Annotated in this window: 37 protein-coding genes; 12 read left to right on the forward strand and 25 right to left on the reverse strand. The window is 30.8% G+C overall.

What is annotated here, in order from left to right; genetic code table 11:
* Positions 1–6 precede the first annotated feature (6 nt).
* The 25 genes from rplO to rpsL form a co-directional block, all read right to left on the reverse strand.
* The gene (gene rplO, locus Q1J76_RS11095; protein ID WP_300370289.1) at positions 7–498 is read right to left on the reverse strand and encodes a 50S ribosomal protein L15; all 492 of its coding nucleotides are present in this window, start codon (positions 496–498) and stop codon (positions 7–9) included.
* Between the two features lie 11 nt (positions 499–509).
* Entirely contained in the window at positions 510–689 is a 180-nt protein-coding gene (gene rpmD, locus Q1J76_RS11100) for a 50S ribosomal protein L30 (protein WP_300370292.1), read from the reverse strand.
* The gene (gene rpsE / locus Q1J76_RS11105; RefSeq protein WP_498034143.1) at positions 689–1,207 is read right to left on the reverse strand and encodes a 30S ribosomal protein S5; all 519 of its coding nucleotides are present in this window, start codon (positions 1,205–1,207) and stop codon (positions 689–691) included. Before rpsE ends, rpmD begins: the two co-directional genes overlap by 1 nt.
* An 11-nt stretch (positions 1,208–1,218) precedes the next feature.
* On the reverse strand, positions 1,219–1,575 hold the full coding sequence (gene rplR, locus Q1J76_RS11110) for a 50S ribosomal protein L18 (protein WP_300370295.1): 357 nt from the start codon (positions 1,573–1,575) through the stop codon (positions 1,219–1,221).
* Between the two features lie 10 nt (positions 1,576–1,585).
* Entirely contained in the window at positions 1,586–2,158 is a 573-nt protein-coding gene (rplF, locus tag Q1J76_RS11115) for a 50S ribosomal protein L6 (protein ID WP_300370297.1), read from the reverse strand.
* 21 nt (positions 2,159–2,179) lie between these two features.
* Entirely contained in the window at positions 2,180–2,581 is a 402-nt protein-coding gene (rpsH, locus tag Q1J76_RS11120) for a 30S ribosomal protein S8 (RefSeq protein ID WP_300370300.1), read from the reverse strand.
* A 15-nt stretch (positions 2,582–2,596) separates the two neighbouring features.
* On the reverse strand, positions 2,597–2,782 hold the full coding sequence (locus Q1J76_RS11125; RefSeq protein WP_008723403.1) for a type Z 30S ribosomal protein S14: 186 nt from the start codon (positions 2,780–2,782) through the stop codon (positions 2,597–2,599).
* On the reverse strand, positions 2,782–3,345 hold the full coding sequence (gene rplE, locus Q1J76_RS11130; protein WP_300370305.1) for a 50S ribosomal protein L5: 564 nt from the start codon (positions 3,343–3,345) through the stop codon (positions 2,782–2,784). The genes Q1J76_RS11125 and rplE overlap by 1 nt, the downstream gene beginning before the upstream one ends.
* Positions 3,346–3,362: 17 nt before the next feature.
* Positions 3,363–3,704, reverse strand: coding sequence for a 50S ribosomal protein L24 (gene rplX / locus Q1J76_RS11135; protein WP_300370308.1), 342 nt, complete (start codon positions 3,702–3,704; stop codon positions 3,363–3,365).
* A 2-nt stretch (positions 3,705–3,706) separates the two neighbouring features.
* Positions 3,707–4,075, reverse strand: coding sequence for a 50S ribosomal protein L14 (gene rplN, locus Q1J76_RS11140; protein WP_295157605.1), 369 nt, complete (start codon positions 4,073–4,075; stop codon positions 3,707–3,709).
* A gap of 4 nt (positions 4,076–4,079) precedes the next feature.
* Positions 4,080–4,442, reverse strand: coding sequence for a 30S ribosomal protein S17 (rpsQ, locus tag Q1J76_RS11145; protein WP_498034141.1), 363 nt, complete (start codon positions 4,440–4,442; stop codon positions 4,080–4,082).
* 12 nt (positions 4,443–4,454) lie between these two features.
* Positions 4,455–4,658 (reverse strand): 50S ribosomal protein L29, encoded by a 204-nt coding sequence (gene rpmC / locus Q1J76_RS11150; RefSeq protein WP_300370311.1) that lies wholly within the window; start codon positions 4,656–4,658, stop codon positions 4,455–4,457.
* Positions 4,658–5,071 (reverse strand): 50S ribosomal protein L16, encoded by a 414-nt coding sequence (rplP, locus tag Q1J76_RS11155; RefSeq protein WP_300370314.1) that lies wholly within the window; start codon positions 5,069–5,071, stop codon positions 4,658–4,660. The genes rpmC and rplP overlap by 1 nt, the downstream gene beginning before the upstream one ends.
* A complete protein-coding gene (gene rpsC, locus Q1J76_RS11160; protein WP_300370317.1) occupies positions 5,071–5,808 on the reverse strand; it encodes a 30S ribosomal protein S3 in 738 nt (245 codons plus the stop codon). The genes rplP and rpsC overlap by 1 nt, the downstream gene beginning before the upstream one ends.
* 3 nt (positions 5,809–5,811) lie before the next feature.
* A complete protein-coding gene (rplV, locus tag Q1J76_RS11165; protein ID WP_300370319.1) occupies positions 5,812–6,219 on the reverse strand; it encodes a 50S ribosomal protein L22 in 408 nt (135 codons plus the stop codon).
* A gap of 11 nt (positions 6,220–6,230) precedes the next feature.
* Complete coding sequence (gene rpsS / locus Q1J76_RS11170; protein ID WP_008723378.1) at positions 6,231–6,500, reverse strand: 30S ribosomal protein S19; 270 nt, start codon at positions 6,498–6,500, stop codon at positions 6,231–6,233.
* The gene (gene rplB, locus Q1J76_RS11175) at positions 6,500–7,336 is read right to left on the reverse strand and encodes a 50S ribosomal protein L2 (protein WP_300370321.1); all 837 of its coding nucleotides are present in this window, start codon (positions 7,334–7,336) and stop codon (positions 6,500–6,502) included. Before rplB ends, rpsS begins: the two co-directional genes overlap by 1 nt.
* A 12-nt stretch (positions 7,337–7,348) precedes the next feature.
* Positions 7,349–7,642 carry a 50S ribosomal protein L23 gene (gene rplW / locus Q1J76_RS11180; protein WP_300370472.1) on the reverse strand — a complete coding sequence of 98 codons (294 nt, stop codon included), beginning with the start codon at positions 7,640–7,642 and terminating at the stop codon, positions 7,349–7,351.
* 10 nt (positions 7,643–7,652) lie between these two features.
* Complete coding sequence (gene rplD, locus Q1J76_RS11185; RefSeq protein WP_300370323.1) at positions 7,653–8,300, reverse strand: 50S ribosomal protein L4; 648 nt, start codon at positions 8,298–8,300, stop codon at positions 7,653–7,655.
* 29 nt (positions 8,301–8,329) lie between these two features.
* A complete protein-coding gene (rplC, locus tag Q1J76_RS11190; RefSeq protein WP_300370325.1) occupies positions 8,330–8,983 on the reverse strand; it encodes a 50S ribosomal protein L3 in 654 nt (217 codons plus the stop codon).
* Between the two features lie 103 nt (positions 8,984–9,086).
* Positions 9,087–9,392, reverse strand: coding sequence for a 30S ribosomal protein S10 (gene rpsJ / locus Q1J76_RS11195; protein WP_300370327.1), 306 nt, complete (start codon positions 9,390–9,392; stop codon positions 9,087–9,089).
* A gap of 82 nt (positions 9,393–9,474) precedes the next feature.
* Positions 9,475–10,701 carry an elongation factor Tu gene (gene tuf, locus Q1J76_RS11200; protein WP_300370330.1) on the reverse strand — a complete coding sequence of 409 codons (1,227 nt, stop codon included), beginning with the start codon at positions 10,699–10,701 and terminating at the stop codon, positions 9,475–9,477.
* 68 nt (positions 10,702–10,769) lie between these two features.
* On the reverse strand, positions 10,770–12,851 hold the full coding sequence (gene fusA / locus Q1J76_RS11205; RefSeq protein ID WP_300370333.1) for an elongation factor G: 2,082 nt from the start codon (positions 12,849–12,851) through the stop codon (positions 10,770–10,772).
* 20 nt (positions 12,852–12,871) lie between these two features.
* Complete coding sequence (rpsG, locus tag Q1J76_RS11210) at positions 12,872–13,342, reverse strand: 30S ribosomal protein S7 (RefSeq protein ID WP_300370336.1); 471 nt, start codon at positions 13,340–13,342, stop codon at positions 12,872–12,874.
* 14 nt (positions 13,343–13,356) lie between these two features.
* On the reverse strand, positions 13,357–13,779 hold the full coding sequence (gene rpsL, locus Q1J76_RS11215) for a 30S ribosomal protein S12 (RefSeq protein ID WP_498034142.1): 423 nt from the start codon (positions 13,777–13,779) through the stop codon (positions 13,357–13,359).
* A gap of 415 nt (positions 13,780–14,194) precedes the next feature.
* Between rpsL and hisIE the strand changes: the two genes are divergently transcribed.
* The 12 genes from hisIE (at position 14,195) to Q1J76_RS11275 (ending at position 23,323) form a co-directional block, all read left to right on the forward strand.
* Positions 14,195–14,863: a bifunctional phosphoribosyl-AMP cyclohydrolase/phosphoribosyl-ATP diphosphatase HisIE gene (hisIE, locus tag Q1J76_RS11220; RefSeq protein ID WP_300370339.1), complete on the forward strand. Its 669-nt coding sequence runs from the start codon at positions 14,195–14,197 to the stop codon at positions 14,861–14,863.
* A gap of 293 nt (positions 14,864–15,156) precedes the next feature.
* Positions 15,157–15,699, forward strand: a complete 543-nt coding sequence (locus Q1J76_RS11225; protein ID WP_300370342.1) for a glycoside hydrolase family protein — start codon at positions 15,157–15,159, stop codon at positions 15,697–15,699.
* A gap of 16 nt (positions 15,700–15,715) precedes the next feature.
* Entirely contained in the window at positions 15,716–16,627 is a 912-nt protein-coding gene (locus tag Q1J76_RS11230) for a hypothetical protein (protein ID WP_300370345.1), read from the forward strand.
* Between the two features lie 12 nt (positions 16,628–16,639).
* A complete protein-coding gene (locus Q1J76_RS11235) occupies positions 16,640–17,350 on the forward strand; it encodes a hypothetical protein (protein ID WP_300370348.1) in 711 nt (236 codons plus the stop codon).
* A 30-nt stretch (positions 17,351–17,380) separates the two neighbouring features.
* Positions 17,381–18,061, forward strand: coding sequence for a cell envelope biogenesis protein OmpA (locus Q1J76_RS11240; protein ID WP_300370351.1), 681 nt, complete (start codon positions 17,381–17,383; stop codon positions 18,059–18,061).
* 5 nt (positions 18,062–18,066) lie between these two features.
* Positions 18,067–18,324: a hypothetical protein gene (locus tag Q1J76_RS11245; RefSeq protein WP_300370354.1), complete on the forward strand. Its 258-nt coding sequence runs from the start codon at positions 18,067–18,069 to the stop codon at positions 18,322–18,324.
* 12 nt (positions 18,325–18,336) lie between these two features.
* Entirely contained in the window at positions 18,337–18,975 is a 639-nt protein-coding gene (locus tag Q1J76_RS11250; protein ID WP_300370357.1) for an outer membrane protein, read from the forward strand.
* Between the two features lie 24 nt (positions 18,976–18,999).
* Positions 19,000–19,677 (forward strand): OmpA family protein, encoded by a 678-nt coding sequence (locus Q1J76_RS11255; protein ID WP_300370360.1) that lies wholly within the window; start codon positions 19,000–19,002, stop codon positions 19,675–19,677.
* A 148-nt stretch (positions 19,678–19,825) separates the two neighbouring features.
* Entirely contained in the window at positions 19,826–21,349 is a 1,524-nt protein-coding gene (locus Q1J76_RS11260; RefSeq protein WP_300370362.1) for a YifB family Mg chelatase-like AAA ATPase, read from the forward strand.
* A 728-nt stretch (positions 21,350–22,077) separates the two neighbouring features.
* Positions 22,078–22,242 carry a hypothetical protein gene (locus tag Q1J76_RS11265; RefSeq protein ID WP_300370365.1) on the forward strand — a complete coding sequence of 55 codons (165 nt, stop codon included), beginning with the start codon at positions 22,078–22,080 and terminating at the stop codon, positions 22,240–22,242.
* A gap of 51 nt (positions 22,243–22,293) precedes the next feature.
* Positions 22,294–22,470 carry a hypothetical protein gene (locus Q1J76_RS11270; protein WP_300370370.1) on the forward strand — a complete coding sequence of 59 codons (177 nt, stop codon included), beginning with the start codon at positions 22,294–22,296 and terminating at the stop codon, positions 22,468–22,470.
* A gap of 178 nt (positions 22,471–22,648) precedes the next feature.
* A complete protein-coding gene (locus Q1J76_RS11275; RefSeq protein WP_300370372.1) occupies positions 22,649–23,323 on the forward strand; it encodes a hypothetical protein in 675 nt (224 codons plus the stop codon).
* Positions 23,324–23,339: the final 16 nt, after the last annotated feature.

The following is a 23,339-nucleotide window of genomic DNA, read 5'->3' on the forward strand; positions in this document are numbered from 1 at the left end:
TTTACCTTAAGATTTTTTATCTTCTTTTTTTCTAATATATTTTTTACGTTCATAAATTATAACTTTGCCACCTGATTTTTCAATCTTTTCTACAGCTTTTTTACTAGCCATATCAACTGTAATAGTAAAAGCATTTTTCACTTCACCCATAGAAAGAAGTTTTATATAATCTCTCTTAGATGATAAAAATCCTTGCTGAAGCAAAGTTTCTCTTGTAATTTCATTAGAACCAATAGAATCTAAATCACCAACATTAATAATATTTACACATTTTTTAAAAGCTGCATTAGTGAATCCACTTTTAGGAATTCTTCTATGTAAAGGCATTTGTCCACCCTCAAAACCAGATCTTCTACTATAACCACTACGTGACTGTGCCCCTTTATCACCTCTGCCTGCCGTACAGCCCCAACCAGAACCTTGTCCGCGTCCTACTCTATGACGTTTCTTGCTTGAACCTTTTGGAGCTCTCAATATTTTTGTATTTTCTTGTGCCATTTTTAAGAACCTCACTTATACTCTACTTTAAGAAGGTGTGATATTTTATTTATCATTCCATTTATCTGAGGAGTTGCTTCATGTTCTACAACTCTTTTTCTCTTTTTAAAACCCAATGCTACAACTGTATCTCTTTGAGATTTTTCATAGCCTATAGGAGATTTTACTAATGTTATTACAACTTTAGCCATTATTCTGCCCTCCCATAAATCTGGTCTATACTAATTCCTCTTTTATTAGCCATATACTCTACTGTTTTTAAAGATTTTAAACCTTCAAAAGTAGCTTTAGCCAAATTCATTGAATTGTTATTACCCAAAGATTTAGAAAGAATATTTTTTACTCCAGCCAATTCTAATACAGCACGTGCAGGACCTCCTGAAATAACTCCAGTACCTTTAGAAGCAGGTTTCATAATTATTCTGCTACTCCTAAATACACCTACTGTATTATGAGGAATAGTTTCACCTTTTAGGTTAACTTCTATCATATTCTTTTTAGCTTGCTCTATAGCCTTTCTAATAGCATCTGGTACTTCATTAGCTTTACCATAACCTAAACCAACATGACCGTTTTTATCTCCTAAAACCATCAAAGCCGCAAATCTAAAACGTCTTCCGCCTTTCATAACTTTAGCTACTCTATTTAAAGTTATAAGACGCTCTTCATACATACTTTTTTCTTCGTTATTGTTTATATCGTGTGCCAAGGTCATACTCCTTAAAATTTCAATCCTGCTTCACGAGCACTATCAGCCAAGGATTTTATTTTTCCATGATATATATAGCCGTTTCTATCAAATAAAACTTCGCTTATGTTTTTCTCTTTTGCTCTAGTAGCTAATACCTTTCCTACCTCTTTGGCTACATCTACATTCTTACCACTTTTTAAATCTTTTTCTTGAGAAGATGCCGATACTAAAGTTATACCTTTACTATCATCTATTATTTGAGCAGATACATATTTAAGACTTTTATAAACTGTAAGTCTTGGACGCTCTGAACTTCCCTCTATTTTTATACGTATACTTCTTTTTCTTCTTTCGCGTTGAGCTTTAATTTTTTCTCTTAAACTCATAAAACCCCCCTTACTTAGCAGCTTTTTTACTTTCTTTATATTTTATATACTCGCCTTCAAATCTAACACCTTTACCTTTATAAGGCTCAACAGGTCTTTTCTTTTTGATATTCATAGCAAGCTCGCCTACTTGTTCTTTATCATTACCTTCTATAATGATCTTTGTATCTTTCTCTACTGTTACTTGTACACCTTCAGGTATTTTCATTTTAACATCACTAGAGAAACCTAATTGCAATGTTATAGTATCCCCTTGAACATTAGAACGATAACCAGTACCCTCTAACTGTAATACCTTTTTATATCCAGTTGTAACGCCTTCTATCATATTAGAAACAAGTTTCCACACTAAACCTAATTGTGCAGAATATTTAGCCCTATTTTCTTTAATAGCTGTTTCATCAGTACTGTTAATCTTAGGAGGCTTAACCCAAAGAGAATTATTTTCAAGTTCAAGTATTATATAATCAAAAAACTCTCTTGTCAACTCCCCTCTTTTACCTTTTACGATTACTTTATGTCCGTCTACTTTAATTTCAACGCCCTGAGGTATCGATATAGGTTTATTTGCTAATCTACTCATTATTAATACCCTCTTAATTTATTACCATACATAGCATAGAACTTCGCCGCCAACATTTTCTTTTCTAGCTTCTTTATCTGTCATAACACCTTTACTTGTAGATATTACAGATATTCCAAATCCATTTTTTACCTGAGGTATAGTGTCTACTGAAGTATATACTCTCAAACCAGGAGTTGATACTCTTTGAATTCCTTCTATTACTGAACTTCCCTCATAATATTTTAGATCTATTTCTATGCGGAAGAAATTTTTATCTTTTACTTCTACTTTTTTGAAGTCATTAATATACCCTTCTTTCTTTAAAATTGCAAGTATATTTTCCATTTTTCTAGAAAAAGGTATAGTAACAACTTCTTTTTTTGCTCTACAACCATTTCTTATTATAGTTAAAGCATCTGCTATTGGATCATGTACGCTCATTCATATTCTCCTTAATTACCAACTAGACTTAGTTACGCCCGGTATCAAACCTTTATTTGCCAAATCTCTAAAACATATTCTGCACATCTTGTACTGTCTTATATAAGCACGAGGTCTGCCGCATATTGGGCAACGATTATATTGTCTTGTTTTATATTTTTGTTTTTTTGTAGCTTTAACTTTAAGTGCCAATCTAGCCATTATTTATTCTCCTGACTTTTAGGTGCTGCACGAAATGGCAAACCAACTCTCTCTAGTAAAGTGCGTGCCATATCGTCATTATCTGCTGTTGTTACTATTGTAATATTTAAACCTTTTACAGCATCTGTTTTATCAAAACTTATCTCTGGAAATATTGTATGCTCTTTGATTCCCAAATTATAATTACCATTACCGTCAAAACCTTTTCTAGGAATACCTTGGAAGTCTCTTACTCTAGGCAAAGCAATGAAAATTAATCTTTCAAGAAAATCATACATTCTTTCGCCTCTTAAAGTTACTCTGCATCCTATAGGCATACCTTGTCTTAATTTGAAGTTAGCTATAGATTTTTTAGCTCTTGTTATAACAGCTCTCTGACCTGCTATTTGGCTTAATTCTTCTACAGCAGAATCAACATATTTCTTATCTGTTACAGCCTGAGTTACTCCCATATTGATGATGATTTTCTCTATTTTAGGTATAGCCATAGTAGAGCCTAAATTCATATCTTTTAAAAGAGACTGTTTAATTTCTTTTTCATACCTATCTTTCAATACTGACATAATTTATTTTCTCCTACTTACTTGTCAAGAACTTCGCCTGATTTTTTGGCATATCTTTTTAATTTTCCATCTACTTCTTTTCTTCCAACTCTAGTAGTCTTTCCTGCTTTATTTACGACCATTACATTGGATATATGTATTGAAGCTTCTTTCTCAACTATACCGCCCTTTTGATTTTCCTGACTTTTAGGCATAGTCTTTTTTACCATATTAATATTCTTTACTAAAACTCTGCCTCTTGACCTATCTATAGACAATACTTCGCCGCGTTCTCCGCTCTGCTCTCCAGATATTACCTCAACAGTATCGCCTTTTTTTACTTTGTATTTTGTCTTACTTAAATCTTGTTTCTTTATCATAATTATATTACCTCTGGTGCAAGTGATACTATCTTCATAAAACCTCTGTCTCTAAGTTCACGAGCTACAGGTCCGAATATACGCTTACCTCTAGGCTCTTTTTTATCATCTACTATAACAGCAGCATTCTCGTCAAAACGAATATATGAACCATCTGGACGTCTAACTTCTTTTTTTACTCTTACTATTACAGCTTTTACTACTTTACCTTTTTCTATAGAGCAAGTAGGTATTATATCTGTTACAGAACAAACGATTATATCACCTAAAGTAGCATATCTGCGTCTGCTTCCACCTAATACCTTAATACATTTTAACTTCTTTACGCCTGTGTTGTCGGCTACATTAAGAGTACTTGGTACTTGTATCATATTCTTACTCTCCTTCAACCTGTGAAGAAACTGCTGTTTCTAGAGCATGTTTTTCACGTTTTAATACGCTTTCTACATCGCGGTCCATAGAATCTTTTTCTATACGCTCTGCTTTCTTTATTATTTTTGTTAATCTGAATTTTTTATCTTTACTAAGAGGTCTACACTCTATTACTCTTACTAAATCGCCTTCATGACATTCATTTTTTTCATCATGAGCTTTATATCTTTTATTTTTACTAATAGTTTTACCATAGAGTGGGTGTTTCTGCTTACTTTCTACTTTTACAACTATAGTTTTATCCATTTTGTCAGAAACTACAATTCCCTCAAGTACTCTTTTATATTTTTTTGCTTTGCTTTCCACAGTAATACCTCACTATTTTTTTATGCCAAGTTCATGCTGACGAATAAATGTCTTAACTCTAGCTATATCTTTACGAACTTTTTTAAGTTGATGAGTTTGTCTTGCATCACCAACCACTTTTTCAAATCTATGCTCTTGATATTCTTTCTCTAATTTTAGAAGTTCACTTTTAAGCTCTTCTAAACCTAATGACTTATAATCTTTACTTTTAGCCATTATATAGCCTCCCTCTTAATGAACTTTGTTTTGATAGGAAGCTTGAAACCAGCTAATCTGAAAGCTGATTGAGCTAATTCCTCTGGAACACCCGCTATTTCAAATATAATTTTTCCAGGTTTAACTACAGCTACCCAATATTCAACATTACCTTTACCTTTACCCATTCTAGTTTCAGCAGGCTTTTTAGTATAAGGTTTATCTGGAAATACTTTTATCCACATTTTACCCACACGCTTAACATGTCTTGATATAGCAATACGTGCAGCCTCAATTTGTCTATCTGTAAGCCATACAGGTTCTAATGCCATAAGACCATAATCTCCGAAAGTCAAATTACTTCCTCTCTTAGATTTACCTTTCATTCTTCCTCTATGATGTTTACGATATTTCATTCTTGATGGTTGTAACATTATCTATCTCCTTTGGCACTGATAACTTTACCTGCATCATCTTGCTTATGTTCTTTCTTATCAAGAATTTCTCCCTTATAGATCCACACTTTTATTCCGATAATACCGAATGTAGTAAGTGCTTCTGCAGTGCCGTAATCTATATTAGCTCTTAATGTATGTAATGGTACTGAACCATTTTTGTATTGTTCTGTTCTAGCAATATCTGCACCTGCTAAACGACCAGAACACATAACTTTTATACCTTTAGCACCTTTCTTCATAGCCTGAGTTATAACACTTTTCATAGCTCTTCTAAAAGCAACACGCATCTCTAATTGACGAGCAACATTCTGAGCAGCTAAATTAGCATCTAATTCTGCATCTCTAATTTCTGTAATAGAGAAATGAACTGGTTTTTTTACCATTTTTTGAACTGTTGTTTTCACAGTTTCAACTCTCTGTCCTTTAGGACCTATTACAACACCTGCTCTTGCAGTAGAGATGAAAATATTTATTCTATCTGGGAAACGTACTATTTGTATATCAGATATAGCAGGGTCAAAAGACTCTTTTTTTCCACCTATTTTCTTTTGTTCTTCTTTTAATGTTTTATAGTAATAATTCATTATATAGCGTCTGATAGATAAATCTTCATGCAAACTATCTGCATAAGTTCTGCTATCTTCAAACCATTTACTAGACCAAGTTTTGTTAATTCCGAGTCTTAAACCTATTGGACTAACCTTTTGACCCATAGTTTATACCTCCGCTGCTTTAGGTGCTTCTTCTTTCTTAGCACTCTTAACTTTAATTTTTTTCTTTTCAGGTTTTTTATCATCACTTAATACTATAGTAATATGTGAAAGTCTTTTTAATATTGGATCAGCACTTCCTCTGCTTGCTGCACGTATTCTTTTTAAAGTTGGAGCTTTATCCACATAAGCAGCTTTTACCCATAATGTATCTGGATTGATATTTCTTGATTGGAATATAGCATTAGCTATTCCACTCTTAATAGCCTTTCTTAGAACTACTGATGACATCTGAGGCATTGTTGCCAAATTGAATATAGCATGATTAACATACTCTCCTTTAACAAAAGGAAGAAGTCTTGCTACCTTTCTGCGACCAATGCGTAAATAACGTACCTTTACTTTATAATCCATAGTCTAAATCCTTATTTCTTACCTACTTTAGCGGCACCTGCATGAGATATAAATTTTCTTGTTGGTGCAAATTCGCCTAATTTATGACCTATCATATTTTCTTGTATATAAACTGCTACAAATGTTTTTCCATTATGAACATTTATAGTGAAACCTATCATCTCTGGAATAATTGTTGAAGCACGGCTATAAGTTTTTATTTGATGCTTATTATCTCCAGCTTGTATCTTCTTAAAAAGATTCTTATCTACAAAAGGTCCTTTTTTAATAGAGCGAGACATTATTTCTTACCCCCTCTTCTCTTAATTATTAATCTGTCAGAATATTTATGCTTCTTTCTAGTCTTATATCCCTTAGTAGGTACACCTGTTGGTGAAACTGGATGTGGATTACCTTGTCCGCTCTTACCTTCACCACCACCATGAGGGTGATCTACTGGGTTCATTACAACACCTCTTACTTTTGGTCTTCTACCTTTATGTCTTGTAGTACCAGCTTTACCATCTGTAGTATTGAAATGATCTAAATTACCAATCTGACCTATAGTAGCATAACAATTTTCTAATATTCTTCTCTCTTCGCCTGAACGAAGTCTTATTACACAATAACCGCCTGATTTAGCTGTTATTTGAGCACCACCTCCTGCTGCTCTAACAAGCTGACCACCTTTACCAGGAGTTATTTCAATGTTATGTATTATAGTACCTAATGGAATTTTTTTCAATGGTAAACTGCATCCAATTTTAACTTTTGCATTCTCTCCGCTTACTACTCTATCTCCTACATTAAGTCCCAATGGCCATATTATGTATCTTTTCTCGCCATCTGTATAGTGAAGTAATGCTATACGAGCAGTTCTGTTAGGATCATACTCTATAGAAACTACTTTAGCCTCTATATCATGTTTATCTCTTCTAAAATCTACAAATCTAAATAATTTTTTATGTCCGCCTCCGCGACGACGCATAGTTATACGACCATTTGTACTGCGTCCGCTTATACGTTTTTTTCCGCATACTAATGATTTACAAGGCTCATTTGTTGTAATATCCGAAAAATCAACTACTGTACGATAACGCAAACTTGGTGTTGTCGGTTTAAATTTCTTAATAGCCATCGGTATCCCTCATTATTTTACTATATCTATTGTCTCTTTGCCGTCAAGAACTATTATCGCTTTCTTATAACTGCGTGTATATCCGCGTCTGCTCATTCTGCGATTTTTCTTTTTAGGCTTTACATTTATTATCTTACAATCTAGCGGATGTACATTAAATATTTTTGCAACCGCTTTCATCAATTCCCGCTTATTAGCGTCCTGTCTTACTTTAAATACATAATAACGCTTCTCTGTTCCTTTAGGCTCAGTTCTAAGCATATTACTTTTTTCTGTAAGTATAGGCTCAATCAAAAGTGAATACATGCTCATATTTTTAACCCTTAATTCTAGCATTTAATTTAGATAAAGCTGTTTTAGTAAAATACACCTCATCAGCATAAAACAAAGGATGTATAGACATACTGTCTGCATTTACAAGCTTTAAATCTTTGATGTTTCTTAAAGATAATAATAACTTATTATAATTATCTCCTAAAGATTCATCTTTACCTACCACAAATGCCACCTTTCTTGTATTTGGTTCTTTAACCTTACTTATAAAACTAGCCATTCTTTTTGTTTTTGGGGCATCAAAAGTAAAATCCTCAAAAACTTTAAGAACATTGCTTGCATATTTTAAAGATAAAACAGACAATAGAGCCTTACGTTTCATTTTCTTTGGCAATCTATAGCTATAATCTCTAGGCTTTGGAGTATGTGTTTTACCACCGCCTACCCAAATTGGGGATCTAGTAGAACCTGCTCTTGCTCTTCCTGTACCTTTTTGTCTCCAAGGCTTTTTACCGCCTCCTGAAACTTCTGCTCTTGTTTTAGTAGAGTGAGTTCCCTGACGTCTATTAGCTAATTCATTTTTGATTGCTTCGTAAAGTAGATTATTGTTAACTTCTGATTTAAATATCTCATCAACAATCTCTAAATTGCCTACGCTATCTCCATTTTCATTTAGTATTACTACTTCCATTTTATCATCCTGTTATTATTTCACTCTAATTAATTCATTGAGTTTTTCTTCTTATTACGTTTCTTTACTGCTGATGTTAATTTAATTATACTGTTTATAGCACCAGGTATAGAACCTTTAATCATAATTAAATTATCATCTGGTCTTATTTCAACTACTTTCAAGTTTTGTATAGTAGTTAAAGCATTACCCATATGTCCAGGCATACCTTTACCTTTCCATACTCTTGCAGGGTAACTGTTACATCCTATAGAACCTGCTCTTCTTCTGAAGTTAGAACCATGGCTCATAGGACCGCCGTCATAATTATGTCTTTTCATTACTCCAGCAAAACCTCTACCTTTACTCAAAGAACTAACATCTATAAAATCGCCTGCTTGAAATATATCTGCTTTAAGTTCCTGACCTACAGTATAAGAACTAGCATCGTCCATTCTGAACTCTTTTAAATATTTCTTAGGCTCTAAATTTGCTTTTTTAAACTGACCTATTTGAGGCTTCTTTAAATGCTTTTCTTTTACGGCACCATAACCTAATTGAATAGCACTGTAGCCATCTTTCTCATTATCTCTTATCTGCATAACTGTGCATGGTCCAGCCTCTACAACTGTTACTGCTATAGCATTACCAGTTTCATCGAAAACTGTTGTCATACCCAATTTTTTGCCAATTATTCCTACCATCGGCGAATCCTCTATAATGATTTTACTTACTACTTTTCTATTGTTTCAAACTATTACAGATAAAACGTAGTAAAGCTTTATCTTTAATATTTCAATTAAACGCTTATTTAAGCTGAACATCAACCCCAGCTGGAAGCGCTAATTTCTTAAGAGACTCTGTTGTCTGAGGTGTTACATCAAAGATATCTATTAATCTTTTATATATACGCATCTCAAATTGTTCTCTTGACTTAATGTTTACATGCGGACTTCTTATTACTGTTACCTTACGAATACTTGTAGGTAATGGTATAGGTCCTGATACTCTAGCACCTGTTTTCTTTACACTGGCTACTATAGACTGAGCTGATTGATCAACAAGCTCAATATCAAAGGCTTTTAGTTTAACTCGTATTTTCTGTTCTTTCATAGCTTGAATTACTCGCTTTTTCTTAATTTATTAAAGGGTATATCTTTAATTGGAAAGGTATACCCTTTTATTTCTTACTTAATTATTCTAATATTTTTGTTACAACACCGTTACCTACTGTTTTACCACCTTCACGAATAGCGAATCTTTGTTTTTCTTCCATAGCGATTGGAGTGATAAGCTCAATAGTTAAGTTAGCATTGTCGCCAGGCATAATCATCTGTGCACCTTCTGCTAAATTGATTACTCCTGTTACATCTGTTGTTCTGAAGTACATTTGTGGTCTGTAACCAGTTACGAAACCACTATGTCTTCCGCCTTCTTCTTTCTTTAAGATATAAACTTCTGCTTCAAATTTTTTATGAGGTGTGATAGTACCTGGTTTAGCTAATACTTGTCCTCTTTCTACTGCTTTACGTTCAATACCTCTTAAAAGACATCCTACATTATAACCAGCCATACCAACAACTTCTTTCTTGAACATTTCTACACCAGTACAAGTTGTTTTTTGAGTATCTCTAATACCAACGATTTCAACTTCATTACCTTTCTCGATTTTACCTCTTTCAATTCTTCCAGTAACAACTGTACCTCTCCCAGGAATTGAGTATACATCTTCGATTGACATTAAGAAGTCTTTATCTACTTCACGAACTGGATCTGGAATATATGTATCTAATGCATTTAAAAGATCTAATATACATTTACAATCAGGATCAGTTCTAGGATCTTTTCCTGCTTCAATAGCTTGAATAGCTTTGATTGCAGAACCTCTAATAATAGGAGTTTTAGAACCATCGAAACCATAGTGATCTAATACATCTATTACTTCTGCTTCTACTATTTCAGCCATTTCTGGGTCATCTAATTTATCACATTTATTTAAGAATACAACGATATAATTTACACCTACCTGTCTAGAAAGAAGTACGTGCTCTTTTGTTTGAGGCATTACACCGTCTTCTGCTGATACTACAAGAATAGCACCGTCCATCTGAGCAGCACCAGTAATCATGTTTTTAATGTAGTCAGCGTGACCTGGACAGTCTACGTGAGCATAGTGTCTGTTATCAGATTCATATTCAACATGTGAAGTTGCAATTGTCAAAATTTTTGTTGGGTCTCTTCTTCCCTGACTTTCAGAAGCTTTTGCTACTGAGTCATAAGCTACTCTCTGTACTGTTTCTGGGAACATTGCAGATGATACTGCTGTTATTGATGATGTTAATGTTGTTTTACCATGGTCAACGTGTCCAATAGTACCAACGTTTACGTGTGTCTTTTTACCTTCGTAAGTTCCTTTAGCCATTTTAATCCTCCAATTATTTATACTTTAGGAATTTATTTTTATATTTAATTTGTAACATTTTTAGTTACTCACTTGCTATTACCCATTCTAGCACCTATTATCTCTTCTGCCACATTTTTAGGTACTTCTTCATAATGTGAGAACTGCATTGTATAGCTAGCTCTACCTTGAGATACATTTCTAATACTTGTTGTATATCCGAACATCTCAGCAAGAGGTACTGTAGCATTGATAGATTTATAACCAGACTTATCTGTAAATCCGTGAACCTGCCCTCTTCTTGAAGCTAAATCTCCTATTATATCACCCATATAATCTTCAGGAGTTACAACCTCTACTGTCATCATAGGTTCTAAAAGATAAGGATCTGCTTTTTTACATCCATCTTTAAATCCCATTGAAGCAGCAATTTTGAATGCCATTTCTGATGAATCTACTGGGTGGAATGATCCATCAAATGCTGATACTATAACATCAAGCATAGGATAGTTAGCAAGAACACCTGTATTCATAGACTCTACACAGCCTTTTTCTACAGCTGGTATATATTCTCTTGGAACTGCCCCTCCAACGATTTCATTATTAAATTTAAATCCAGCATTAGGTTCATTTGGTCCTATTCTCAACCATACATCTCCATACTGACCTTTACCACCTGACTGACGAACGAATTTACCTTGAACTTCAACTGTTTTCTTAATACCTTCTCTATAAGATACTTGAGGGCGTCCTACATTTGCCTCAACCTTATATTCCCTTTTCATTCTGTCACAGATGATTTCTAAGTGAAGTTCACCCATACCAGCAATGATTGTCTGACCTGTTTCCTCATCGAAGCTAACTCTAAATGTTGGATCTTCCTCTGCAAGTCTTGATAAAGCTACTGACATTTTATCTCTGTCGCCTTTTGTTTTAGGCTCTATAGCAACATTTATTACAGGCTCTGGAAAATTAATTGCTTCTAGTATTATAGGAGCATTCTCAGGACATAATGTATCACCTGTTGTAGTATCTTTAAGTCCTACAGCTGCCGCTATATCTCCAGAGTATACTTGATCAATTTCTTCTCTCTTATTGGCATGCATTTGAAGTATTCTTCCGATACGCTCTCTTTTTCCTTTTGTAGCATTGTATACATAAGAACCAGATTCTAATATACCTGAATAAACTCTTAAAAACGCTATCTTTCCAACATGAGGATCAGTCATTATTTTAAATGCTAATGCACTGAATTTCTCATCATCAGCTATTTTTCTTTTTATAACATTACCATCTAAATCAGTACCTTCTACTTCAGGCTTATCTATAGGAGATGGTAAATAATCAACTATTCCATTTATTAATACTTGAATACCTTTATTTTTGAATGCTGTACCGCAGAACATCGGGAAGAAATCTGCTGTTAATGTAGCTGTTCTTATAAGTCTTTTTATAGTAGCAACATCTATTTCCTCGCCTTCAAAAAACTTATTCATAGCATCATCGTCATACTCAACAATTGCTTCTAATAAAGAATTTCTATATTCTTCTGCTTTCTCTTTTAATTCAGGTCTGATTTCTCTCTCTTCTATTTTCATACCGTCTTCAGAAACCCAAATTATTTCTTTCATGTTTACTAAATCAACAACACCTTCGAAACCACTTTCTGCACCTATAGGTATAACAACTGGGTGACTATTAGCCTTTAATCTATCTCTAGTCTGTTCTAAAACAGCATAGAAATTAGCACCTATTCTGTCCATTTTATTAACAAAAATAGCTCTAGGAATTTTATAATTACTAGCCTGTCTCCATACTGTTTCACTTTGAGGCTGAACACCTCCAACTGAACAGAAAACTCCTACTGCACTATCTAATACCCTTAAAGATCTTTCTACCTCTGCAGTAAAATCAACGTGTCCAGGAGTATCTATCAAATTAATTCTATTTCCATCCCAAAAACAAGTAGTTGCAGCTGAAGTAATAGTAATACCTCTTTCCCTCTCCTGTTCCATCCAGTCCATCTCTGCTGCACCTTCATGAACCTCACCTAATCTATGAGTTTTACCTGTAAAGAATAATATACGCTCACTTAAAGTAGTTTTACCAGCATCGATGTGAGCCATAATACCAATATTACGTGTATTTTCTAATGAAATTTGACGTGCCACTTAAAATCTCTCCTTAAATATTACCACCTAAAGTGTGCAAATGCTTTGTTACCTTCAGCCATTCTATGAACTGTATCTCTCTTAGCAACAGCCTGACCTTTTCCATCTATAGCGTCCACTATTTCATTTGATAAACGTTCTATCATACTTCTTCCGCCTCTTTTTCTTGAAGCATCTATAAGCCATGTAAATGCTAAAGAATTCTGTCTGTCTGGTCTTACATCAACAGGAACCTGATATGTAGAACCTCCAACTCTTCTTGATTTTACTTCTACACGAGGCTTGATATTCCCTATTGCTTCATCAAAAGCCTCTAATCCATCTTTACCTGTTTTTTCTTTAACTAAATCCATAGCCTTATAAAATATATTTTCAGCCTTACTCTTTTTACCATCATACATTAGCTTGTTTATAAACTTACTAATAACAACACTTCCGTAAATAGGATCAGCATCTATTTTTCTAGTTTGTGCTCTTCTTCTTCTAGCCATATTAATTCACTCCATTAAGCCTTTGGTTTCTTAGTACCATACTTACTTCTAGCTTTCATTCTCTTTTCTACACCTGTAGCTTCACGACTTCCGCGAACTATGTGATAACGACAACCTGGCAAGTCTTTAACACGACCACCTCTTATAAGCACACGGTTATGCTCTTGCAATGTATGGTCTATACCAGGAATATAAGCTGTTACTTCCATGCCATTTGTTACTCTTACACGGGCAATTTTACGCATAGCTGAGTTAGGTTTTTTAGGTGTAGTTGTTGTTACACGAGTACATACCCCTTCTCTTTGCGGACATTTCATTAATGCAGGCGATTTTGTTTTATTTATTATACGCTTGCGACCTTTTCTTACTAATTGATTAATTGTAGGCATAAAATACAAAACCTCTAATTCTTTATTTTTTTTTACAAGCCAATACATTAAAAATGCATGACACTATTAAACATATTTTTTAATAAAACTTCAAACACGAAACAGTATTTAAAACTGAGCAATTATAGTATTAAAACTTAATCATAGTGAGAAAAACATACTATACGCTTTAATCGCTTTTATGAAAGTGAGAGCATTATAAAGCAACAAAACAAAAAAATCAATACTATCTAATACTTTTTTTACTATTTTTTATAATTTTAATTAATATTTTCTTATATTAGTTAAAATAAATACCGATATTCCTTCTTCATCTAAACAAAGATTGTAAATTATATTTAATAATAAAAAATATACAAATACAACTTATAAACAAAATTAATTCTAAATCAAATATTGCAAAAAAATCATATTTACATCATAATTACTGTTAATGATATTTTAAATTTATACGGATAATTTTATGGATAATTCTAAAGAAATAAAAGACATAATAGAAAAATTAAAATTTGATGATAAAGGACTAATACCTGCTATAGTTATAGATTATTATACAAAAGAAGTTTTAACCTTAGCATATATGAATAAAGAAAGTCTTGAAATAAGCATAAGAGAAGAAAAAACTTGTTTCTACAGCAGAAGTAGACAGGAACTATGGAGAAAAGGAGAAACATCTGGAAATTATCAGCATATACAATCTATAAAAAGCGACTGTGATAATGATGCTTTAATCGTTGAAGTGATAAAAGATGGTTATGCTTGCCATACTGGAAAAGAATCATGTTTCTTTAATGAAGTATATTCAAAAGAAAATTATAAAGATTTTTCTATTGATAAATTATATGAACTCATAAGGGGAAGAAAAATTAATCAAACAGAAGGCTCTTATACAACATATTTATTCAATAGCGGAATAGATAAGATATTAAAAAAAGTTGGAGAAGAATGTACCGAAGTTATAATAGGCGCCAAAAACGAAAGCAACAAAGAAACTATATACGAATTATCCGATTTGCTTTATCATAGTTTAGTTCTGATGGTAGAAAAAGGAATAACTATTAACGATATAAAAAACGAACTCGCTGGAAGATCCATAATAGATAAAAAAGAAAAGCAAAAAAGTATGAAATAATTAATTAAAAAATATATTATCTAAAAAACAAAGTTATGTATCACAACATTATATATCAAATTTAATTGATATTTAATGTTTTATATACATTCAAAATATCAAATATCAGATAAAAATAATTCCATTTTTTTAATGATTAATTAAAAAATCTATAAAAATTGAAATAAATTTATAATTTTTATTAAAAAAACGCAAAAAAATGCAAAAAAAATTGTATTTAAAATTGTAATTTTTACATTAATGGTATTCTGTATAAATGTTATAAAAAATAAGTTACTTTATGGATATATGCTATGAAAACACTATCTATTATTTCAATTATATTGATTCTATTTATAACTTCATGCACTAAAGATTATGGGGTAAAAATTACTAAACCTGGAGCAGATTTGATACTTTCAAAAATGCAAAGCGGAAATTGGTCTGGTGTTAATGTAAATGGAGATAAACTTACTATTGGAGGAAGCAGTCAAAACACTGGAAATTATACTTTTGATGTACCTGTATTGGGATTGGGCGGTATTTACAAAAATGATAATGGAAACGGATACATAATGACAGCTCCTACAGGAAACGGACTTTATGTAGTAGAAATAAATGAAGATGCTAAAAAAGCAGTAGATGCTATACTTGATGTTTTGGATGATGAAGGAGGAGAGGCTGTTATTGGTAATCTTTTAGATACTATTATTAATAACGGAGGAAACGGCAATATAGATTTAAATCCTGATAAAATTCTTGAAGGAACTAATTTGCCTCCTGAAAAAAGAAAAGAAATTGAAAATATATTAGCAAATTCTAATGGTGGTTTTTCTAAAGGCGAAACCATTAAATAAATATTGAGTTCTTATTATGAGAAAAGTTTTTATATTATTATCTATTTTGTTTTGTTTTAATTTTTATGCTTTTTCTAAAGGTCTTCCTCTTTCAACAGAGGTAACAGGAGATGATTATAGTTGGATAAAAGGAAGACAGATGATTAGCATAAACCTAAATCCTGGTGGTGCTATATTTTATCCATTACTATTTAATACTGCTGCTAATAATGCTGTAAATTTAACATCACTTATTGGAGTGAATTTAGGAGATATTAATAAATATTTCGATTATGCAGATGCTAAAGGTTCAGCTTGGTATATACCTTCTATAGCATATTCATTATTTGTGCATAAACAGATAGCAATAGAGGTAGGTATAGGGGTTTATTCAAGTACATATAATTTAACTATTTCGAAAGAGAATGCAGGAAAATTATTAGAAGCTTTAGGACAGCCTGATTATGGTTCTGTTATAGCAACAGATACTACTTTTAATGCTTCTTTTATGTTTATGCCATCAACTTTCGGAGTAAAATTTTACGGACCTAAAAGACAATTTTATAATGCATTTCGTTTCGGTATAGATGCATTTTTCTATACAGTTTCTACAGAAAACGGACTTACAGGTATAAAAACAGATCATACAATATATGACGCTGCCTTATATGTTTCTTATGAAATAGGATGGAATATAGAATTATTCCCTACAAAAGAATGGAAAGTAAAACCAACTATAGATATAGCATTACTTGAAATAGGATATTATGTAAGACCTTGGGCTGAAAATGTATATAATACTGTTACTGGAGGAGTTACTTCATTAACTTCAGGATTTTCGGCTTTTAATATACCTGCTTGGAATAGCTTACCTGGTTGGACAAGAAATATAGCTTTAAATGTGAGGTTTGCATTATTTCCTAGAATAGGATTTAGTTTAAGATTTTAATGGATTTGTATTATGAATATAAAGAAAATAATTATTTTTATATCTTTAATAGTTTTTATATCAAGTATTGAAGTTAATGCTCAAGATTATTTAAAACATTCTTTAGGTGTAGATTTTGGAACTACTTTATTTTCTATGGGTACAATACCTATTATAACAGATTTAGTTTTTAAGCCTAAAGAAGGTGCTAATGGAAAAGTTTATGACGGTAAATTTGGAATCAGACTATCATATAACTATACATATCTTCCAAAGCAATCCCTTGATGTAACTTTAGGATTCTATGCTTTTGATACACATCATGGAACATCAGGAAAACCTATTACTGATAATTCAGGAAATATCATAAACTCCCCAACTTTAACTAAATTCTATGATGGAAGTACAATAGCTATACCTGCTTCAATAGGAGTAAGATTTTATTTCAATAAAGATAATACAGCAAGTGGATTCTTTTTACTTCCTAAAGTAGGCATGACAACATTTATAGTAAATGGTAAAGAATTGAGAGATGATGGAAGTATAAGATATAAAACAACATCTGTTTTTGACTTTTATATATCTGGAGAAATGGGATTTAGAATAGATCTATTTGCTAAAATTGGTTCTGATTGGGAAGTACGTCCTTTTATAGATATATCTTTACTTGATTTAGGATATTCATTTACTCCGGGTATTAGAATCATACCTCTTCCAAGATTGGCTATAGGTATATTATTTTAATAATTGATAATGTTTTATAAGGTTTTTATCATGAAAAGAATTTTATTAAAAAGAATTTTATTATTAATAATAATGACTTGCTTTATGAGTTCATCTTTATTTCCAATAATTGAATCATTTTATATAGCACCAAAAATCGTATATAATTTTAATGATTCAGGTATTAATAATGATAAAGGAAAGCGTATAATAAATAATTATCTTGGAGCAGGTTTTTCTACAGGTTTTGACTTTTACAAATATCAAAGAAGTTTACCTTTAAGATTAGAATTAGAATACACTTTCAAAGATGGTATGACAGGAAATTATTATGCAGGAAATATAGTAAAGCAATCTCAGCATTCTATATTAGCTGCTGCATATTATAGCATTCATATATTTCATATCAAAAAAAGCGAATTGAGAACTATCACAGCTGAAGAAATATATAGAAGAACTCCAATAATGTCTTTGTATTTAGGTATGCTTATGGGCACCAAGATAAATGCTAATACTTATGATAGATGGTTTGAAGACAGCGGTAAAGTAAAAACTACGGTAACTATACCAAAGCCTGCATTTGCAATAGGAGGTGCTGTGGGATTTGATATATATGTTGCAAGTTTTCTTAATTTAGATATAGGCTACAGAATATTGTATGGTTTGGATAATGTACTATCGCATGAATTTGCCATAGCAGCAAGATTCCCTATACCAGATCTTAGGAAGTGATAATTATGAAAAAAATATTTTTATTATTGTTGTTATCAATAACATTATTTACTTCATGCAAAACAGGAACTTTAGTTATAGTGCCTATACCAAATATTGAAATGACTGTATATCCGCCTCAAACTAATTTAGAAAGAACAAGCAGTTATAATTTTAATATTTATACTAATAGATTAAGGATAAATAATTTTTATAATAGCAGTATTTTATTTATTAATAATACTAATAATTTATTTAAAAATAATTTTGTTTACTTAAAATAAAAGGGTTGTTATATGAAACGATTAGTAATTATATTATTATTTTTTATTGTTGCCTTTTCAAATAAAAATTTATTTTCAGCAACTTTTTCAGGTGTTTATATAGCTCCCAAAATAAACTTTAAACTTGAGGCTTTAAATAAAACTAATAGATTAGAATTAGGAAAACTTCCTTTTCGTGAAAAAAATAATTATGTAGGAGGAGGTTTTGCTGTAGGATATGATTTATTTAGAAAAACTAGATTAATACCTTTAAGATTCGATATAGAATATATGTTTCAGGGAGTAATTAATAAAAAAGAAACTTGGATGCAAAGTATAATGGGAAGTATTTATTATGATATAAATATATTTTTCTTAAAAAATAGTGAATTAGATACTGTTACTTCAAGAGTACTTTATAGCAGAACACCGCTTATGAATATTTATATAGGTTTATCTTTTGGAAATAGATTATATCAAATAGTTCATCATTATGATAATTTAGGAAAAGCACTTATTACTAGAAGTTCTTTTGCATTTGGTATAAATGCTGGTTTAACATATAATGTACTTGATTGGCTGGCTATAGATTTAGGCTATAGATATATATTAGGTTTTGGATTTTTCGATGCTCATGAGGTGCTTCTCGGAGCTAGATTTACTATAAGATAAAAATTATATTTAAGAAGTTGAATTATGAAAAACAAAATTTTTACTTTAATTTTTTTATCAGTTTCCATTATATTTTCAGTATCATGCTCTACTAATGATAAACATGTTATTGTATTAGCATTAAGCAAGCAATTACATGCAGTACTTTATAATGATAATAGTGAATCTATAAAAACTGCATCAAAAACATATACTCAAAAGAATGAAATAAAAACTATTACTAATCCTGTAAATACTAAAGTAGAAGAATATAAAAAAATAGAAACGATAGATAAAAAAGAAGAAGTCAAAATAGTGATAAATAATGATAAAAATGAAGTATTAATCACTGCTAATATTATAAGTTTTGATTTTGATTCTTATGAATTAAAAAAAGAATATGATAATGGTATAAATGAAATTTATAAATATTTGAAAGAAAATAGAGATATTAATCTTATAATAGAAGGTCATAGCGACAATAGAGGAGATTCTAATTATAATATATATTTATCAGAAAACAGAGCCAAAGCTATATATAATAAATTAATAGATAAAGGTATAGATAAAACAAGACTTAGATATATAGGATACGGCTCTACTCATTCATCTGAATATAATGTTAAAGATAGAAAATGCCAATTTGTTATAATTAATGATTCTAATGAAGAAAGTAAATATAAAAAAGAAAATGAAACAGATATTATAAAATTAAAAAATTAAAAAATTAAAAAAAATCTTATTTGTATTTATTTAAGTAATTTATCAATTTACTAATAAAAAATCATAATTTTAAAATAATTCTGGCTTAAATCATAAAAAAAATTTGTTTAACTAATGCATATAAACATTGATATAATGGAGTTTTTATATGCATACAAAAATATATTCAGAAGCTCTATATGGGATAGAAGGAATACCAATTGTAATAGAAGTTAATATATCAGAGGGACTTCCAAAATTTGATGTGGTAGGACTTCCAGATCAAGCCGTTAATGAAGCAAAAGAGAGAGTAATAGCTGCAATTAATAACAGTGATAGATTTTTTCCTCCTAAAAGAATAACTATCAATTTAGCACCAGCAGATTTAAAGAAAACAGGAAGTATGTATGATTTAGCATTTGCTTTGGGAATACTTTCTTCTAGTGCTCAAGTATTTTTTTCAGATTTTATGGAAGAAACTATTATACTTGGAGAGTTGGCATTGGACGGAAGTGTAAGGGAAGTTAAGGGTATATTTTCAATGCTTCTTAATGCAAAAGAACTAGGAATAAAAAATGCCATTATACCTTTTAATAATATAGAAGAGGCTAATATTGTTGATGGAATGAATCTTTATCCTGTAAAAACTTTAAAAGAAGCTATAAATGCCATAGAAGGGAAAAAAGCACCTATAATATCTGAAGGAAAATTTAATTTTTATAATAATGAAGATGAAACAGTAGATTTTTCAGATGTTAAAGGTCAGGAATATGCCAAAAGGGCAGCTATGATAGCGGCAGCTGGAGGACATAATTTTATAATGATAGGTTCTCCCGGATGCGGAAAAACATTGATAGCAAAGAGAATACCTACAATACTTCCTCCTCTAACTTTTGAAGAGGCATTAGAGGTTACAAAAATTTATTCTTCTTATGGACTTTTATCTAAGAATATGCCAATAGTAAAGAAGCGTCCGTTTAGAATACCGCATCATACTTCTTCTTATGTAAGTCTTGTAGGAGGTGGAAGAAATATAAAAGCTGGTGAAATTACTTTAGCACATAATGGAATTTTATTTCTTGATGAGTTTGTGGAGTTTCAAAGCTCAGCACTTCAAACTTTAAGAGAGCCTATGGAAGAGAAAACTATTACTATAAGCAGAGCAAATGGAAGCCTTTCTTTCCCTGCTAATTTCACATTAATTGCTGCTATGAATCCATGTCCTTGCGGTTATTATGGAGATGAAAAACATGCTTGCAGATGCTCGGATATTGCTAGAAGAAAGTATATAGCAAAACTTTCAGGACCTATACTAGATAGAATAGATATTTCAATAGAAGTAAGGGCTGTAGATTATGCTAAAATGACTTCAAAAGCTGACGGAGAAAGTTCAAAAGCAATGAGAAAGATAGTAATTGATGCAAGAAAAAAACAGCAAAAACGTTTCAAGGAAAATAATATAAAAATATTTTCAAATTCTTCTATGAGTATAAAAGATACTGAAAAATTTTGTATTTTAGATGATAAGGCTAAAAATCTTCTCAATTTGGCTATGGAGAAATTTTCTATGAGTGCAAGAAGTTATAATAAAATATTAAAAGTATCAAGAACAATAGCCGATTTAGAAGATAAAGATATAATAGGTATTGATCATATTACGGAAGCTTTGCAGTATAGATTTAATTTAAATTAATATTTTTTGATAAAAAATTAAAATTACTGTTGTAAATAATAGATATATATTATTAAGTATACGATTATAAATTTTTAGGAGTTATAAAATAAATGAAAGCAATCATCATTATGAATAGAATGCAAATGCCTATGTTGAATAAATAATGATAACTATTTAGTATAGTTTATTTTTTATTTTTGAACTTTCAATCCATCAAAATTATTTTGGCGTATATTGTATATTCAAGAAGATATAAAATGAAAATTTGAAACTTTAGATGCTCATACAAAACAGCAGAATTTTAACGATGCTTTTGGAAGCAGAGATTACCTGTTTACAAAACAACATCATACCTTCTTCAAACTATAAAACATAGTGCTGATACAGTAATAAATTCTCTCACAAAATGGATTTGAGAACATAGAAGTGCAATAGAAGGAATAATCACAGATTCTGGTAATTTCAATTGGCAGAGCAATAAGTTTCCATTATTTTCTAAACCAGATTCCAATTATCATGGTATTCGCTGGGCTTAAGATTTATCTGATAAATTTAAGAGTATTGCATTAAGACTTAGATGGGAGTTATTTATTGATATAGATAATTTAGATATAAAAGAAAATAATAAAAATAAAGAGAAATAAAAAATTTTAATTTACAAATGATGCAAGTATAGGTGTATTAACTATAGCATACACCATAAATGAAAATTTATAAAAAAACTTCATTGTGTTATAGACTACTCTATGGGAGGAATGCAGGCTTTGCAATGTACTGACTTATGTACTAATATAGGAAAAAGCAATTATAATAGAAAGTCCTATGGGGTATTCTCCTATGCAAATAGGCAAATAGCTTTAAATGAAATAGTAAGGCAGGTAATAACAGAAGACAATAAATGGTATGTCTAGTCATGCTTTGGCTAGAATGCTTGGACATATTACATATATGAATGAATAATTATGAAGCAGAAATTCAGAAGAAAAATAAAAAAAGCTTTGAAATATTTTACTCCTTCTTTTGAAGTAGAAAATTATCTGCATTATAAAAATGGAGAAAAATTCACAGAAAATTTGATACCAATAACTTTTTTATATCTCACTAAAGCTATGGATTTTTTGATGTTAAAGATGATATAAAAAAGATAAAGACAAGAAAGAATATAGAATTAGAAAAAGTTCTTAATGATTTTTTATAAAAAAATACTGAACAAACAAAATATATAAAAAACTTTTTATCATATTAATTTTTCATAAAAAGACTTGTTTTTTTATGATTATTAGTTAGTATATAAAAATATGTTTTAAGGTATTATCTATGAAAATAATTTTTTCACGATTTTTAATAGGAAGCTTTGTAATATTGATAGGAGCTTATATATTACTGCAATATGTTTTTCATATATATATTCCTGCTTTAGCATATACGCCTGTATTTACTATAATAGTTGCACTTTTAATAATGGCTTGGGGAATTTCTATGGTCGTAGGAACTGGATTTTATGCCTCAAAAACATTACTTGGAATATTAGTAATAGGAACAGGAATATATATACTTATAAGATATTGCTTTAATGTTAATATGCCTTTTATATTGTATACGCCTATATTTAGAATGATTATAGGTATGATAATAATATTTTTGGGGGTTTACATATTATTTGGAATGCATTATGTAAGAGAAAGCATACCTAAAAACAAAAAAACAAAATATAATGTATATTTCAAAACTAATAATATAGATTTATCCAATTTAGAAATAGATAGAAATAGAACTATAGATATCAATAGCGTTTTTTCTGATACTGTAATTTTTATAAGCGATAAAGTGCAGGTGCATATAAAAGCTGCAAGTGCTTTCGGAAGTGTTTCGCTGCCTACTGGAGATAGTGTGAGTTTTGGGGAAACTAATTTTGTTATTGGAAGTTCTGAAAATATACTTTATTTAAATGTAAGTGCGGCTTTTGCCCAAATCAGAGTTTTATACAAATAATAATATTCGGTAATAA

The sequence above is a fragment of the Brachyspira sp. genome, assembly GCF_029258575.1.
Classification (GTDB): Bacteria; Spirochaetota; Brachyspiria; order Brachyspirales; family Brachyspiraceae; genus Brachyspira.